This is a genomic window from Kribbella pratensis, assembly GCF_004365355.1.
Classification (GTDB): Bacteria; Actinomycetota; Actinomycetes; order Propionibacteriales; family Kribbellaceae; genus Kribbella.
The window spans coordinates 2,960,858-2,974,759 of record NZ_SODP01000001.1 but is presented as its reverse complement, the minus strand read 5'-3'; the positions used below and the strand labels follow the sequence as shown (position 1 = coordinate 2,974,759).

General features: G+C 69.0%; 15 protein-coding genes. 10 read left to right on the top strand and 5 right to left on the bottom strand.

Annotation, left to right across the window (positions count from 1 at the left end; genetic code table 11):
- Positions 1 to 18: 18 nt before the first annotated feature.
- The 4 genes from aroC to EV653_RS14015 all read left to right on the top strand — a co-directional run bounded on the left by aroC (position 19) and on the right by EV653_RS14015 (position 4,974).
- Positions 19 to 1,218 carry a chorismate synthase gene (gene aroC / locus EV653_RS14035; protein WP_134102635.1) on the top strand — a complete coding sequence of 400 codons (1,200 nt, stop codon included), beginning with the start codon at positions 19 to 21 and terminating at the stop codon, positions 1,216 to 1,218.
- Positions 1,215 to 1,715, top strand: a complete 501-nt coding sequence (locus tag EV653_RS14030) for a shikimate kinase (RefSeq protein WP_134102632.1) — start codon at positions 1,215 to 1,217, stop codon at positions 1,713 to 1,715. Before aroC ends, EV653_RS14030 begins: the two co-directional genes overlap by 4 nt.
- A 191-nt stretch (positions 1,716 to 1,906) precedes the next feature.
- Positions 1,907 to 3,004, top strand: a complete 1,098-nt coding sequence (gene aroB, locus EV653_RS14020; RefSeq protein ID WP_134102629.1) for a 3-dehydroquinate synthase — start codon at positions 1,907 to 1,909, stop codon at positions 3,002 to 3,004.
- Positions 3,005 to 3,891: 887 nt separating this feature from the next.
- Positions 3,892 to 4,974 carry a Gfo/Idh/MocA family protein gene (locus tag EV653_RS14015; protein ID WP_134102626.1) on the top strand — a complete coding sequence of 361 codons (1,083 nt, stop codon included), beginning with the start codon at positions 3,892 to 3,894 and terminating at the stop codon, positions 4,972 to 4,974.
- Here EV653_RS14015 and EV653_RS14010 read toward each other — a convergent pair.
- On the bottom strand, positions 4,971 to 6,950 hold the full coding sequence (locus EV653_RS14010) for a HelD family protein (RefSeq protein WP_134102623.1): 1,980 nt from the start codon (positions 6,948 to 6,950) through the stop codon (positions 4,971 to 4,973). The genes EV653_RS14015 and EV653_RS14010 overlap by 4 nt on opposite strands.
- 52 nt (positions 6,951 to 7,002) lie before the next feature.
- Between EV653_RS14010 and EV653_RS14005 the strand changes: the two genes are divergently transcribed.
- From EV653_RS14005 to EV653_RS13995, 3 genes are all read left to right on the top strand, one after another.
- A complete protein-coding gene (locus EV653_RS14005; protein WP_134102620.1) occupies positions 7,003 to 7,596 on the top strand; it encodes a TetR/AcrR family transcriptional regulator in 594 nt (197 codons plus the stop codon).
- Positions 7,597 to 7,601: 5 nt separating this feature from the next.
- On the top strand, positions 7,602 to 8,048 hold the full coding sequence (gene aroQ, locus EV653_RS14000; RefSeq protein ID WP_134102617.1) for a type II 3-dehydroquinate dehydratase: 447 nt from the start codon (positions 7,602 to 7,604) through the stop codon (positions 8,046 to 8,048).
- Positions 8,049 to 8,116: 68 nt separating this feature from the next.
- Complete coding sequence (locus EV653_RS13995; RefSeq protein ID WP_134102613.1) at positions 8,117 to 8,854, top strand: helix-turn-helix transcriptional regulator; 738 nt, start codon at positions 8,117 to 8,119, stop codon at positions 8,852 to 8,854.
- A gap of 46 nt (positions 8,855 to 8,900) precedes the next feature.
- On the opposite strand, the gene EV653_RS13990 is transcribed toward EV653_RS13995, so the two are convergent.
- Both EV653_RS13990 and EV653_RS13985 read right to left on the bottom strand, forming a co-directional pair.
- On the bottom strand, positions 8,901 to 9,503 hold the full coding sequence (locus tag EV653_RS13990) for an NAD(P)-dependent oxidoreductase (protein WP_134102610.1): 603 nt from the start codon (positions 9,501 to 9,503) through the stop codon (positions 8,901 to 8,903).
- Positions 9,503 to 10,408, bottom strand: a complete 906-nt coding sequence (locus EV653_RS13985) for an EamA family transporter (protein WP_134102607.1) — start codon at positions 10,406 to 10,408, stop codon at positions 9,503 to 9,505. The genes EV653_RS13990 and EV653_RS13985 overlap by 1 nt, the downstream gene beginning before the upstream one ends.
- A gap of 73 nt (positions 10,409 to 10,481) precedes the next feature.
- Here EV653_RS13985 and EV653_RS13980 point away from each other — a divergent pair, with 73 nt between their 5' ends.
- Positions 10,482 to 10,979: a MarR family winged helix-turn-helix transcriptional regulator gene (locus EV653_RS13980; protein WP_134102604.1), complete on the top strand. Its 498-nt coding sequence runs from the start codon at positions 10,482 to 10,484 to the stop codon at positions 10,977 to 10,979.
- Here the strand turns inward: EV653_RS13980 and EV653_RS13975 are convergent.
- Entirely contained in the window at positions 10,976 to 11,848 is an 873-nt protein-coding gene (locus EV653_RS13975) for a hypothetical protein (protein WP_134102601.1), read from the bottom strand. The genes EV653_RS13980 and EV653_RS13975 overlap by 4 nt on opposite strands.
- A gap of 158 nt (positions 11,849 to 12,006) precedes the next feature.
- Here EV653_RS13975 and efp point away from each other — a divergent pair, with 158 nt between their 5' ends.
- Both efp and nusB read left to right on the top strand, forming a co-directional pair.
- Positions 12,007 to 12,540: an elongation factor P gene (efp, locus tag EV653_RS13970; protein ID WP_238159826.1), complete on the top strand. Its 534-nt coding sequence runs from the start codon at positions 12,007 to 12,009 to the stop codon at positions 12,538 to 12,540.
- A 35-nt stretch (positions 12,541 to 12,575) separates the two neighbouring features.
- Positions 12,576 to 12,986 (top strand): transcription antitermination factor NusB, encoded by a 411-nt coding sequence (gene nusB, locus EV653_RS13965; protein ID WP_130449597.1) that lies wholly within the window; start codon positions 12,576 to 12,578, stop codon positions 12,984 to 12,986.
- 297 nt (positions 12,987 to 13,283) lie between these two features.
- On the opposite strand, the gene bldD is transcribed toward nusB, so the two are convergent.
- Entirely contained in the window at positions 13,284 to 13,799 is a 516-nt protein-coding gene (bldD, locus tag EV653_RS13960) for a transcriptional regulator BldD (RefSeq protein WP_130449595.1), read from the bottom strand.
- Positions 13,800 to 13,902: the final 103 nt, after the last annotated feature.

The window sequence follows — 13,902 nt, the reverse complement described above, 5'->3', positions numbered from 1 at the left end:
GCGTGAAAGAATCCTGGCATGCTGCGCTGGCTTACCGCCGGCGAGTCGCACGGACAAGCGCTCGTCGCCGTACTCGAAGGTCTTCCCGCGGGGGTTGAGGTCACCACTGATGACGTGGCCGACGCCCTGGCCCGTCGACGGCTCGGCTACGGCCGCGGCGCCCGGATGAAGTTCGAGCGGGACGAGGTGACCTTCCTCGGCGGTTTCCGGCACGGGCTGACGCTCGGGAGCCCGGTCGCCATCCAGGTCGGCAACACCGAGTGGCCGAAGTGGGAGCAGGTGATGAGCGCGGATCCGGTCGACGCTGAGACGCTGGCGGGCCTCGCGCGGAACGCCCCGCTGACCCGCCCGCGGCCCGGTCACGCCGACCTGGCCGGCATGCAGAAGTACGGGTTCGACGAGGCTCGTCCGGTGCTCGAACGCGCCAGCGCCCGCGAGACCGCCGCCCGGGTCGCCCTGGGCGAAGTTGCGGCGCGCTTCCTCCGCCAGTCGTACGGCGTGACGATCGTCAGCCACGTCGTCGAGCTCGGCACGGTCAAGGCGCCGTACGGCGTGATCCCGGCGTACGGCGATGTCGCGAAGCTGGACGCTGATCCGGTGCGCTGCCTCGACCCCGACGCGAGCAAGCAGATGGTCGCGGAGATCGACGCCGCCCAGAAGGCCGGTGACACGCTCGGCGGCGTGGTCGAGGTCGTCGTCGACGGTCTTCCGCCGGGCCTCGGCAGCTACGTGCACTGGGACCGGCGGCTCGACTCGAAGCTGGCCGGTGCGCTGATGGGCATCCAGGCGATCAAGGGTGTCGAGCTCGGTGACGGGTTCGAGCTCGCGCGTACGCCGGGGTCGAAGGCGCACGACGAGATCGTTCCCGATGGCGGTGCCGTCCGGCGTACGAGTGGCCGCTCGGGTGGCACCGAGGGCGGGATGAGCACTGGCGAGACGCTGCGGGTCCGCGCCGCGATGAAGCCGATCGCGACCGTGCCGCGGGCTTTGCGGACGATCGACACGTCGACCGGCGAGGCCGCCTCCGCGCACCACCAGCGGTCGGACGTCTGCGCCGTACCGGCCGCCGGGATCGTCGCCGAGGCGATGGTCGCGCTGGTGCTGGCCGAGGTCTCGCTGGAGAAGTTCGGCGGCGACTCGGTGGCGGAGACCGCGCGGAACCACCAGTCGTACCTGGCGAACCTGCCGACCACGATCACCCCGCGGGAGTGGGAGTGAGCCCGGTCGTCGTCCTGGTCGGCCCGCCGGGATCGGGTAAGTCCACGATCGCGGCGCTGCTCGCCGAGCGGTTGAAGGCCACGCACCGCGACACCGACACCGACATCGAGGCCGTCGCGGGCAAGCCGATCTCCGAGATCTTCGTCGACGAGGGCGAGCCGCACTTCCGCGAGCTGGAACGGGCCGCGATCGTCGAGGCGCTGAAGGGCGACGGCGAGGTGCTGTCGCTCGGCGGCGGCGCGATCCTGGACCCGGCAACCCGCACGGACCTGGCCGGCCACACGGTCGTCTTCCTCGACGTCAGCCTCGGCGAGGCATCCAAGCGCGTCGGCCTTAGCGTCGCCCGGCCGCTGCTCCTCGGCAACGTCCGCACCCAGCTCCGCAATCTGATGGAAGCCCGTCGCCCGTTGTACGCCGAGGTCGCCAAGCTGACCGTCACCACGGACAACAAGACCCCGGACCAGGTCGCGGACGAAATCCTGGAGCACCTCACATGACGGACGCCCCGACCGGCTCACCGGCCGCCGGACCTACGTCTGCGGCTGGTGCGTCCGCGGCCAGTGCGTCCGCGGGCGGCGCTTCGGCGGGCGGTGCGTCTGCGGGCGGCGCTTCGGCGGGCCGTGCGTCTGCGGGCGGCGCTTCGGCGGGCGGTGCGTCTGCGGGCGGCGCTTCCGTGGGTGGCGCTTCCGTGGGTGGGCCGACGCGGATTCGGGTTGCTGCGGCGGCGCCGTACGACGTTGTCATCGGCAACAACTTGCTCGGTGAGCTGCCGGTGCTGCTGGGTGACGGGGTGCAGCGGGTTGCCGTCGTTCATCCGCGGGCGCTGCGGGAGACCGGCGACGCGATTCGCGACGACCTGACCGCCTCCGGGTTCACCGCGCACGCGATCGAGATCCCGGACGCCGAGGACGCCAAGACCGCCGAGGTGCTGGCGTACTGCTGGTCCGTCCTCGGTCAGGCCGGCTTCACCCGCTCGGACGCGATCGTCAGCGTCGGCGGCGGTACGACGACCGACCTCGCCGGGTTCGTCGCGGCGACCTGGCTGCGCGGCGTGAAGGTCGTGCACATCCCGACCACACTGCTCGGCATGGTCGACGCGGCCGTCGGCGGAAAGACCGGCATCAACACCGCCGAAGGCAAGAACCTGGTCGGCGCGTTCTGGGAGCCGGCTGGTGTGCTGTGCGACCTGGCCGCCCTCGAGACCCTGCCGCGGAACGACTACGTCAGCGGCCTCGCCGAGGTCGTGAAATGCGGGTTCATCGCCGACCCGGTGATCCTCGACCTCGTCGAGAAGGACCCGGCCGCCGCCACGAGTCCGTCGTACGACGCGACCGAGGAGCTGATCGCCCGGTCGATCCAGGTGAAGGCCGACACGGTCGGCGCGGACCTGCGCGAGCGGACCACGTCCGTCGGCGGCCAGATCGGCCGGGAAGCGCTGAACTACGGGCACACGCTCGGCCACGCGATCGAGCGCGTCGAGCGGTACAAGTGGCGTCACGGCGCCGCGATCAGCATCGGCATGGTCTTCGTCGCCGAGCTGGCCCGCGCCGCCGGCCGCCTCGACGACGCGACCGCCGACCGGCACCGCGCCGTACTCGAGTCGCTCGGCCTCCCGGTCACCTACCGCGCCGACGCCTGGCCGCACCTGCAGGACGCGATGAAGCTCGACAAGAAAACCCGAGCCGACCGCCTCCGCTTCGTCATCCTCGACGCCCTAGCCAAACCGACAATCCTCGAAGCTCCCGACCCAAGCCTCCTCATCGCCGCCTACAGCGAAACCAGCTAACCCACCACCGGCATCCCACCCACCGGATCCTCGCCCACCGGGTCCTGGCCCAGCGGCCCCCCGCTGGCACCTCACCCACCGGCACCCCACCCACCGGCACCCTCACCCACCGGGTCCTCGCCCAGCGGCACCCCACTGGCACCCCACCCACCGGCACCTCACGGCGCCTCCCCCTCCAGCGTCTCGCCACCGGCCCGCCTGCGCCTCGCCCGCCCCGAGCCCGCACGGACCTCGCCGCCCCCAAACCCTGCCCCAAGGCGCTGGGGCTGGCACAGGTTATCGGGGCTCGGCACAAGGTATTGCTTGTCTTCGCCCACCAGTTCTTGGGCTCGCCCACCAATTCTTGTGCTCGCCCACGGGCACTTCGCCGCGGCGCCCGGCCTGCCCTGAGCCCGCACGGACCTCGCCGACCCCGGATGCTGGCACAGGGCGCCGGGGGCTGGCACAGGTTATCGGGGCTCGGCACAAGGTATTGCTTGTCTTCGCCCACCAGTTCCTGTGCTCGCTCACCAGTTCTTGTGTTCGTCCACGGGCACTTGGTCCCCGGCGCCCCGCCCGGCCAGAGCCCGCACGGACCTCGCCGACCCCGAACCCTGCCACAGGGTGCCGGGGGGTGGCACAGGTTCTCGGGGCTCGGCACAAGGTATTGCTTGTGCTCGCCCACCGGTTCTGGTGTTCGCCCACCGGTTCTGGTGCTCGCCCACCGGTTCTTGGGTTCGCCCACCGGTTCTTGGGTTCGCCCACCGGTTCTTGGGTTCGCCCACCAGTTGTGGTGCTCGCCCACCAGCGCTTGTGCTCGCTCATCAGTTCCGGGGGCGACACCCGTCGTCTTGTGGTGGTGCGGGTGCGGTGTGAGGATGGGAAGCCCCTCGGAAAGGGCTTTCCATATGAGCAAGCAGCGGATTGCGATTGTCGGTACCGGTGGGATCGCCGCCTCGCACGCCCGGGCGGTCACCGCCTTGGCGGAGCGGGCCGAGCTGGTCGCGGCGGTCGACGTCGACCTGGATCGGGCCAAGGCGTTCGCCGACAGATGGAACATCCCGGCGACGTACCCGAGCCTGACGGACCTGCTCGCGGCGGACCGCGTCGACCTCGTCCACCTGTGTACGCCGCCGAACTCGCACGTCCCGCTCGCCGTGGAATGCCTGGCGGCTGACGTCGACGTGTACCTGGAGAAGCCGCCGACCCTCTCGCTGGACGAGTTCGACAAGCTGGTGGCGGCGGAGGAGAAGTCCTCCGCGCAGGTGGCCTGCGTCTTCCAGCACCGCTTCGGATCGGGCGCCGTCCGGTTGCGTCAGCTGCTAGGCGACGGCGTACTCGGGCGACCGTTGGTTGCCCTGTGCAACACCGTTTGGTACCGCGACGACGCGTACTTCGACGTTCCGTGGCGCGGGACGTTCGACGTCGAGGGCGGCGGCCCGACCATGGGCCACGGGATCCATCAGTACGACCTGCTGCTGTCGATGCTCGGCCCCTGGGAGAAGGTGACCGCGCTCGCGGCCCGGCAGGCGCGACCGACGGAGACCGAGGACGTCTCGATGGCGCTGGTGACCTTCGAGAACGGCGCCGTCGCCTCGGTCGTGAACTCGCTGGTGTCCGCGCGTCAGACTTCCCAGCTCCGCTTCGACTGCGCGAACGCGACGGTCGAGCTGGAACACCTGTACGGCTACAAGAACCCAGACTGGACTGTCACGCCGGCGCCCGGCCATGAGGAGATCGCCGACGCGTGGTCCGCGGACCTCCCCGACGTACCGAGTGGCCACACCGCCCAGCTGGCCGCGATCCTGGACGCCAAGGAGGCCGGCACGGCAACTCCGGTCACCCTCGCGGAGGCCCGCAACACGCTCGAACTGGCCGCCGCGATCTACGCCTCAGCCTTCACCGGCAAGCCGATCCGCCGCGGCGAGCTGGCTCCCGGCACGCCGTACGCCCAACGCATGGGCGGGCCTGGCGCTCCCTGGAGTGCCTAGCTCAGCTCAGATGGGAGCGGTCGCTGGTGCAGTACGTCGAGCCGTGAGACCGCTCTGGTGAGGACGACGTAGAGCCGATTGAGGCCGTGGGGTTCGGATGCGACGATGTCGGCCGGCTCGACCGCGATCACATGGTCGTACTCGAGCCCCTTGGCCAGGCTCGCCGGTACGACTGTCACCCGGCCGTCACCATCGGCTGCGACCACGTTGATCCCTGCCGTCTTCAATGCTTCGGTCAGCGCCGGCAGTTCATGGTCGGTCGCGATCACGCCGACCGAGCCTTCCTGAGCGAGCGCCCGCTGCACGCTCTCGACAACCGCGGCCGGGAGGTCGTCGACGCGGGTGATGGTCAGCTCGCCGTCGGAGCGGAACGACGTCGTTGGTGGGACGTCGACATCCAGGGAAGCCAGCAGACGGTTCGCCAACTCGACGACAGCGGCGGGCACGCGATACCCGGTGCTCAGGGCAACTATCTCCGCCGTCGGTTTCCCGAGATGGCCAAGCTGGGTGAGCCAGTCGGTCGCGGCCCAGGCCGCCGTACCTTGAGCCAGGTCGCCGAGCACGGTCAGCGAACTGTGCTCGCTACGCCGTGCGATCGCACGGCACTGCATGGGGGAGAGGTCCTGCGCCTCGTCCACGATGACATGCCCGTACGTCGGCCCGCGCTCGAGCAACGCACTCACCTCGTCGAGCAGTACTGCGTCCGCCGCCGTCCACCGTGCGCTCTTCGCCTTCCGCGACCTCGGCCACCTGATGGCGTCCTGCTCGTCCGCGGTCAGGATCCCGTCCGCGGCAGCTGAAGGATCGCTCAGCACCTCGGCCAGCACCTCGTCCGCCTTCAGCTGCGGCCACACCGCCTCGACGTCCGGCGTCACCGCCCGCGACATTCGACGCTGCCAAACCCCGTTGCAGTTCTGCCCGCGAGCCTCCGCCTGCCGCTGCAACGCCGCGACGATCCGCGCGATCACCCGCTCGCGACCGGTGAGGTACGTCGTCGCATCCGCCTCGGCCTCCACCACCATCTGGGCGAACTCGTGGTGGTTGACCCGCCACTTGTACGACTCGTCACTCACCACGACTGGCCGCGACGGGCGACCGATCCGCGCGTACACCGCCTTCCGCAGTACGTCGGCCATCCGCACGTCGTGCTTCACCGAAGCGGCGGCGTGCGTGTCGGTCGCCCGGACCTCGCGATCCAGCAGCTGCTCGATCGTCGTCTGCTCGACGTCCACCTCGCCCAGCGTCGGGAGTACGGCGGAGATGTAGTGCAGGAACGCCCGGTTCGGACCAAGCACGAGTACGCCGTTGCGCGTCAAGCGGGACCGGTGTGCGTACAGGAGGTACGCCGCCCGGTGCAGGCCGACCGCCGTCTTCCCGGTCCCGGGGGCGCCTTGGACGCAGACCGAGACGTCGAGGTCGGTCCGCACCAGCGTGTCCTGCTCCGGCTGGATCGTCGCGACGATGTCCCGCATCGGGCCGACACGGGCGCGCTCGATCTCACGGCGTACCAGCTTGCTGTCTGCCTGCTCGCCCGCGGACAGGCGCTCGTCCTCGAAGCTCGTCAGGGTCTGACCCGACCAGCCGAACCGGCGGCGGGTCTCGATCCCGCGCGGCTCGACCGCGGACGCCTGGTAGAAGGCGGCCGACACCGGCGCGCGCCAGTCGATCACCATCGGCGGCCGGCCGATCGCATCCGAGATGTGCCGCCGCCCGAGGTAGTACGTCTGCCGACTGTGCTCACCGGCACCTGAGTCGGCGGCGCCGTAGGCGATCACACCGAAGAACGGCGGGTTGTCGCCCTCCTCGCCCATGTCCCGCGCGAGCGTCTTCAGATAGAACCCCAGCCGCTCCGCCGTGTACCGGTCGCCCCAGGTGTGCTCGCCGATCGCCACGTTCTCCCGCGCGCCGGCCACCATCCGCCGCAGTGCCGCCCAGCAGCGCTCGGCGTACTCGCGCTCCGAAACCAGATCCCGCATCCACCCCTCCGCGAAAGATTAACCCGGTCAATCTTTTGCCTAGGTTAACATCATGACCGTGACCGGACTTCGCGAGCGCAAGAAGCAGCAGACGTACGACGCCCTGTCCGAAGCGGCCATCGCGCTGTTCCTGAAGCGAGGTTTCGACGAGGTGTCGGTGACCGACATCGCCGAAGCGGCCAACGTCTCCAAACCGACCCTGTTCAAGTACTTCCCGACCAAGCAGGACCTCGTCCTGCACCGGATCGCCGACCACCGCCACGAGTCGGCGCGGGTCGTGACCGCTGCCGGAGTCCCACCGGTCCAGGCGCTCCGCGAGCACTTCCTCGCCGGATTGACCGCCCGCGACCCGATCACCGGCCTGAACGACCACCCGCAGGTCCTTGCTTACTACAGGCTCGTCTTCACCACACCCGCCCTGACGACGCGGCTCCACCAGTTCATGGACGACGACGAGCGCGCACTCGCCGAAGCTCTTGGAGGTGATCTCACGGGCGAACTCCTGGCTGCCCAAGTGGTTTCCGTCCAGCGAGTCCTGTCCCGCCGCAACTGGGAGGTCATCACCGCCGGCCAACGTGCCGCGGACCGCTACCTGGACGCGGTGACCGAAGCGGAGACGGCCTTTGACGGGCTGCCGATAGGGTGACTGCTGTGACGGATGCGAGCAGGCGAGTGCTGGTGCTGAACGGACCGAACCTCGGGCGCCTGGGCTCCCGCGAGCCGGAGAAGTACGGTACGACGACGTTCGCCGAGCTGGTCGGGGTGTGCGAGAAGACCGGCGCCGAGCTCGGCTTCGAGGTCGAGGTGCGGCAGACCGACGACGAGGCGGAGCTGGTCGGCTGGCTGCACGAGGCGGCCGACGACCGGATTCCCGTCGTACTGAACCCGGCAGCGTTCACGCACTACTCGTACGCCCTGCGCGACGCGATCGCGCAGCGGACGGCTCCGCTGATCGAGGTCCATCTCACCAACCCCGCCACCCGCGAGGAGTTCCGGCACACCAGCGTCGTCGCCGGTGTGGCGACCGGGACCATCGCCGGCTTCGGCCTGGACTCCTACCGGCTAGCGCTCCGCGCACTCACCAGCCTGGATTCATAACCAAACTGCCCTTTCGGGCATCAGGTGGTTGTGGGCAGATTTCACAACACCTCGGGGGAGTGGCGGGTATGACGACACCGATCAATGGGCAGCACCGGATTCCGGTCTGGGTCAAGGCGCTGGACCCGCTGTCGCAGTTCGGGTTGGTGCACACGCTCCGGCAGTGCCCGGAGATCAGCCTGATCGACGACACCGACCTCGTCGCTCGGCTGACCGGGCTGCCCGGCCTGCCCGGTCCCACGCGGTCAGGTGACCAGCGCACCACCCCGCCAGTGGTGGCGTTGATCGCCGTCGACGCGCTGGACGCGGGCGCTGTCCAGGTACTGCGGGCGGCCACCCAGCGCGGTTGCCGCCGAACCGTGCTGATCGGCAGCGCGATCGACGACGACGCGCTGATGACCGCTGTGGAGCTGGGGGTGTCCGGCGTACTGCGCCGGACCGAGGCGACCGCTGACCGGATCGTGCACCTGGTGAAGGCTGCCGCTGCCGGGGACGGCAGCCTGCCGCCGGACCTCCTTGGCCGGTTGCTGGGCCAGGTGCCGGGGATGCAGCGGCAAGTCCCGGCACCACGGGGGCTGTCCCACACCGGCCTGTCTCACATCGGCTCGTCCCACACCGGTCTGTCCGACCGCGAGACGCAGGTACTGCGGTTGGTGGCCGACGGCAAGGACACGCAGGAGATCGCTCGTGAGCTGTCCTACTCGGAGCGAACGGTGAAGAACGTCCTGCACGACGTGACCAGCCGGCTCCAGCTGAAGAACCGCACACACGCCGTCGCGTACGCACTGCGCCAAGGTCTTATCTGAAAGACCTGAAGCAGCCGGCCCTCGCCAAGCAGCGGGGGCCGGCTGTCTAATACCCGACGGTGAAACGCTGCCGGACGTGTTCGGCTCGCTCGGCCTCGTCGACGAGCGCGATCGCGAAGTCTTCCAGCGAGATCGTCGAGTTGCCCTGCGCATCGATCACCAGATGGTCGTAGCCCTGCCGATAGCGCCCGGTCCGCTCGCCCGGCTCGAGCAGCGCGGGCGGGCTCACGTACGTCCAGTCGCAGCCGCCGGCTGCCCGCACGACGTCGTACTGCTCGTTGCAGGCTAGGGCGATCGGGCGCAGGTCGACCGGGAAGTTCGGTGAATCGACCAACTGCACTTCGGTCCCGGGCACGATCAGACTGGCTGCACCGCCGACCAGGATCAGCCGGATGCCGCTGCCACGCAGTCCGATCAGCAGTCCCTTGGCAGCAGCGACGAGCTCGCTTTCCTGTCCAGGACGCGGTCGGGTCGCGCTGATCACCACGTCGTGCCCGGCGCTCAGCCGTGCGACATCTTCGGGATCAGCCGCGTCACCCCGCACCGGACCCGAGCGGCCGACGGCGGTGACTTGGTGGCCGCGGGCAACTGCTTCGTGGGTGACTCGACTGCCGACGGCGCCGGCCGCACCCCAGACCAGGATCCTCATCACCGCTCCCCGGCTGCGACGAGGACGGGACCTTCGGCGGCGGGCGTCGGCCGCACCTTCCGGCGTACCTGGGCGGTCACGAGGGCGCCGAGCACGATCAGACCGCCAACGGCCTGCCAGATGGACAGGTGCTGGTCCAGCACGAGCCAGCCGAGCGTCGTCGCCATCACCGGGCTGAGCAGCCCCAGGAACGTCACCTCCGTCGGAGCGAGCTCGCGGAGTCCGCGGAACCACAGCGCATACGCGACGGCGGATCCGAACAGCGCCAGGTAGGAGTAGCCCGCCAGGTTCCGCAGGGTGAAGTCAGGCAGCGCGCCCTCGACCAGGAAGGCCACTGGCAGCAGGACCAGTCCACCGGCGACCAGCTGCCAGCCTGTCGTCGCCAGCAGGGGAGCGGGTGACGTCCAGCGCTTGCTGAGTACGACGCCGAACGCCATCACTACCGCACCGCCGACAGCCGCGAGTACACCCAGCATGTCGAGTTGTGCAGTGGCCCGCAGTACCAGCAGGCCTACGCCGAACACACCGGCGATGGCGGTGAGGACAGTGCGCAGCGACAGACGCTGCCGCAGCAGACCGGCCGACAGAACCGCGACCAGTAGCGGCTGGATCGCACCGACTGTCGCGGCGACGCCGCCTGGCAGCCGATATGCGCCGACGAAGAGCAATGCGTTGAAGGCACCGATGTTGAGCGTGCCGAGGACCAGCGAGCGCCACCACCAGCTGCCGCGGGGAAGGACGCGGGTGATCGCGACCAGCAGGAGGCCGGCCGGCAGCGACCGGAGCAGCGCGGCCAGCAGCGGGCGATGAGGTGGGAGGAACTCGGTCGTGACCAGATAGGTCGTACCCCAGAGCAGCGGCGTGATCGCCGTGACCAGAAGAAGAGAGACTCGATTGCTTAGCACTAAGGTAAAGTATCTCAGCGCTAAGCTACTTGCAATCCCTCAGCGCTAAGCAATTCGGCAGTAGGCTGGGCGGATGGCAGATCACGTCGACCTGGTGCTCGAGCAATGGCGGGCGCGACGGCCGGATATCGATCCGTCGCCGATGGGGGTCATCGGCCGGCTGAGCCGGCTCAGCGCGCTGTTCGACGCCGAGCTGCGGCGGAACTTCGCGAAGTACGAGCTGGACCGCGCGTCCTTCGACGTACTCGCGACGCTGCGGCGCAGCAACGCGGAGCACAGCCTGACGCCGGCCGGGCTGATGCACTCGTCGATGGTGACCTCAGGGGCGATCAGTCAGCGGCTGGATCGGCTGGAAGCTCGTGGTCTGGTGACGCGTGCGCCCAGCGAGACCGACGGCCGCGGCGTACAGGTCACGCTGACGGCCAAGGGGCTGAAGCTGATCGACAAGGTGCTGCCGACTCATGTCGACACGGAGGCGCACCTGCTTGCCGGCCTGTCGGCGGCGGAACGCGACCAGCTCGCCGGTCTGCTCCGGACCTTGCTGGAATCCCTTGGAGACAAGCGCGATTAGCTGGGAGTCGTCCCGGGTCGCGGCGCGTTGCGGACGGTCTGCCAGAGCTCATCGATGTCCGAGCGGTCCTCCGGCTCGGGCTTGTCGACCCAGCCGCTGGCCCAGACGTTCTCCTCGCGGTCGTCGAGGTTGAAGATCGACTCCGCGAACGCGGCCGAGCCGACGTACCGCCGGTCGTCCTCGTCCGGTTCGTTCTGGTCGTCTTGGCTGGGGTCGTCCTGGTCGGTGGTGCGGGGAGTCGTCTTGGGGGCGACGAGCGAGCGGGCGTACTTCTGCGCTTCGAGGATGCCCAGATCGCGCTGCTCGCCCAGCAGCCGGATCGCGCCGACCTCGTTGTTCGCCTTCATCAGCGTCCGCACCTGGGCGTCCAGGTCCTGGTTCGACACCGGCAGGCGGCTCTGCTGCGGGCGATGCGCCGGCGGCTGGTACGGATTCGCGTTGTACTGCGCCGGCTGGTACTGGGCCGGCGGCTGGTACACCCCGGTCGTCGGGTACTGCGCGGAACCGCCCGGCAGCTGTGCCGCCTGGCCCGGGGAGGTCCGCTCGCCCAGATGACGTGGCTGGCGGCCGTTCTGCATCAGTTGCTCCAGCGCGGCCCCGACCTGCTGACTGCCCGGCGCGCTCCCGGTCTGCGGGAAGGTGGACTGCTGGTTCGGCAGAGGTGCAGTCGGACCGCCCTGACCGGCCGCGTGGGTGTACTGACCCTGGAACTGCGTGGGCTGGTTGCCGCCCTGCTGGGCCTGCATCCGCTCGACCAAGGCCTGGACGCGCGGATTCACCTTCCCACTGCCGCGGTTGGACTGCTGCTTGGCCTTGTTGATCAGGCTCACGACGATCATCACCACGATGAAGATGATGAATCCGGTCATCGCAGGCCTCCTCCCGTGGACGGTCCGGCTCTCAGCGTAGAGCCCTCAGGGTCCGCGGAGTCGGAGGAACCGGAAGTGACCGCTACAATCGCTTGTTACCGCTGATCAATTTCGAAGGGCATACCCGCGTGGCAACGACGAACGACCTCAAGAACGGCATGGTGCTCGACCTGGACGGGCAGTTGTGGTCCGTCGTGTGGTTCCAGCATCACAAGCCGGGCAAGGGCGGCGCCATCGTCCGGACGAAGCTCAAGAACGTGCTGTCCGGCAAGGTGGTGGACAAGACCTTCAACGCCGACGTCAAGGTCGACGTTGCCACGGTCGACAAGCGTGACATGACCTACCTGTACAACGACGGGTCGGCGTTCGTGTTCATGGACAAGTCGACGTACGACCAGCTGCAGCTGCAGCCCGAGGTGGTCGGTGACGCCGTCCACTTCCTGCTGGAGAACCAGGACGCCATCGTCGCCGTGCACGACGACCTCCCGCTGTACGTCGAGCTCCCGGCCTCCGTCGAGCTGACCGTCGAGTACACCGAGCCGGGTCTGCAGGGCGACCGCTCCAGCGGCGGCACCAAGCCCGCCAAGCTCGAGACCGGGTACGACATCCAGGTCCCGCTGTTCCTGACCACTGGTGAGAAGGTCAAGGTGGACACCCGCACCGGGGACTACCTCGGCCGCGTCACCTCCTGAGGCCCTGACACACCTGAGAGAGCTGACAACAGAACATGTCTGCCCGTAGCAAGGCCCGCAAGCGCGCACTGGACGTGCTGTTCGAGTCCGAGGTCAGGGGGCTGCCGGTCGGCGGCACCCTGGCCGACCGGGTGGCCGACAACGACCCGCCGGTGAACGAGTTCACTGTGGCGCTGGTCGAAGGTGTCGCGAAGCACATCGAGCAGATCGACGACCTGCTCGAGACCCACTCGGTGGGCTGGACGCTGGACCGGATGCCGGCCGTGGACCGCAACATCCTCCGGATCGGTGCCTACGAGCTGCTGTTCGACGACCAGGTCCCGGACGTGGTGGCGGTGAGCGAGGCGGTCGCGCTGGCGCGCGATCTGTCGACGGACGAGTCGCCGGTCTTCGTGAACGGGCTGCTGGCGAGACTGCTGCAGCTGAAGCCCACACTGGGCGTCTGAGAGATTCGGCCGGCTGACAGACTCGGCCGGCGCAGAGATTCGAGGAACGAGGGGGGCGAGCCCTCTCCGAGTTCCTCTGTGTGTCTGGCCCGGTGACCGTCTCGGTACGGTCCCGGGCCGCCGATGCGTCCCCGTGCGCGGCCGGTGAGGTGGTACCTGCCGCTTGTACTGCGTGGTGTTGCTCGTCCTGCTCTGTTGGGTCAGATGGAGAAGGCGGGCGGCCGCGGGCCAGCTGCTACAAGCCCCGACCGTCTAGTGCCTTCATCTGCGATCAGGCACAGCGATTGACGCTGGGCGTCAGGCGCCGGCTGCCTCGGACGATTCCTCGACCTCGCCCTTCGCCTCCGGGTTCAGCACGCCCCAGGAGATGAATCGCTCGGTCAGCGTCGTCGGCGACTCGTCGTAGATCACGGCGAGCGTCCGCATGTCGTCCTGCCGGATCGACAGCACCTTTCCGTTGTAGTCCCCACGCTGAGCCTGGATCGTGGCGGCATACCGCGTCAGCGGACCCGCCTCGCTCGCGTCGAGGTGTTGCAGAGCCTCCAGGTCGAGGATCAACCGGGGCGGAGCGGCTGCAGCTGCGGCCGCGCTGGCGGAACCAGGGAGCAGTTCACGGATGGGCACGCCGTAGAAATCGGCGAGCTCCGCGAGCTTCTGGACCGTGACGGCTCGATCGCCGCGCTCGTAAGAGCCGACGACGACCGCCTTCCAGCGACCCTTGGACTTCTCTTCCACACCATGCAGCGACAGTCCTTGCTGCTGGCGGATGGCGCGTAGCTTGCCACCCAGTGTCTTCGCGTATTCGCTAGGCACGCTGGTCTTCCCTCCGACTAGTTTCGTCTTGTCCGGCCCGCAGGGTACGGCCCGAAAGGTGAAACCCCCCTCGATTACACAGAGTAACAATATTCTGGGTGTG

Bases quoted from the DNA above. Each gene is read 5' to 3' on its own strand.
- aroC (WP_134102635.1), top strand. From the start codon at position 19: ATGCTGCGCTGGCTTACCGCCGGCGAGTCGCACGGACAAGCGCTCGTC.
- EV653_RS14015 (WP_134102626.1), top strand. From the start codon at position 3,892: ATGAGCAAGCAGCGGATTGCGATTGTCGGTACCGGTGGGATCGCCGCC.
- EV653_RS14010 (WP_134102623.1), bottom strand. From the start codon at position 6,950: ATGCGGGATCTGGTTTCGGAGCGCGAGTACGCCGAGCGCTGCTGGGCG.
- EV653_RS14005 (WP_134102620.1), top strand. From the start codon at position 7,003: ATGACCGTGACCGGACTTCGCGAGCGCAAGAAGCAGCAGACGTACGAC.
- EV653_RS13995 (WP_134102613.1), top strand. From the start codon at position 8,117: ATGACGACACCGATCAATGGGCAGCACCGGATTCCGGTCTGGGTCAAG.
- EV653_RS13990 (WP_134102610.1), bottom strand. From the start codon at position 9,503: ATGAGGATCCTGGTCTGGGGTGCGGCCGGCGCCGTCGGCAGTCGAGTC.
- EV653_RS13980 (WP_134102604.1), top strand. From the start codon at position 10,482: ATGGCAGATCACGTCGACCTGGTGCTCGAGCAATGGCGGGCGCGACGG.
- EV653_RS13975 (WP_134102601.1), bottom strand. From the start codon at position 11,848: ATGACCGGATTCATCATCTTCATCGTGGTGATGATCGTCGTGAGCCTG.
- efp (WP_238159826.1), top strand. From the start codon at position 12,007: ATGGTGCTCGACCTGGACGGGCAGTTGTGGTCCGTCGTGTGGTTCCAG.
- nusB (WP_130449597.1), top strand. From the start codon at position 12,576: ATGTCTGCCCGTAGCAAGGCCCGCAAGCGCGCACTGGACGTGCTGTTC.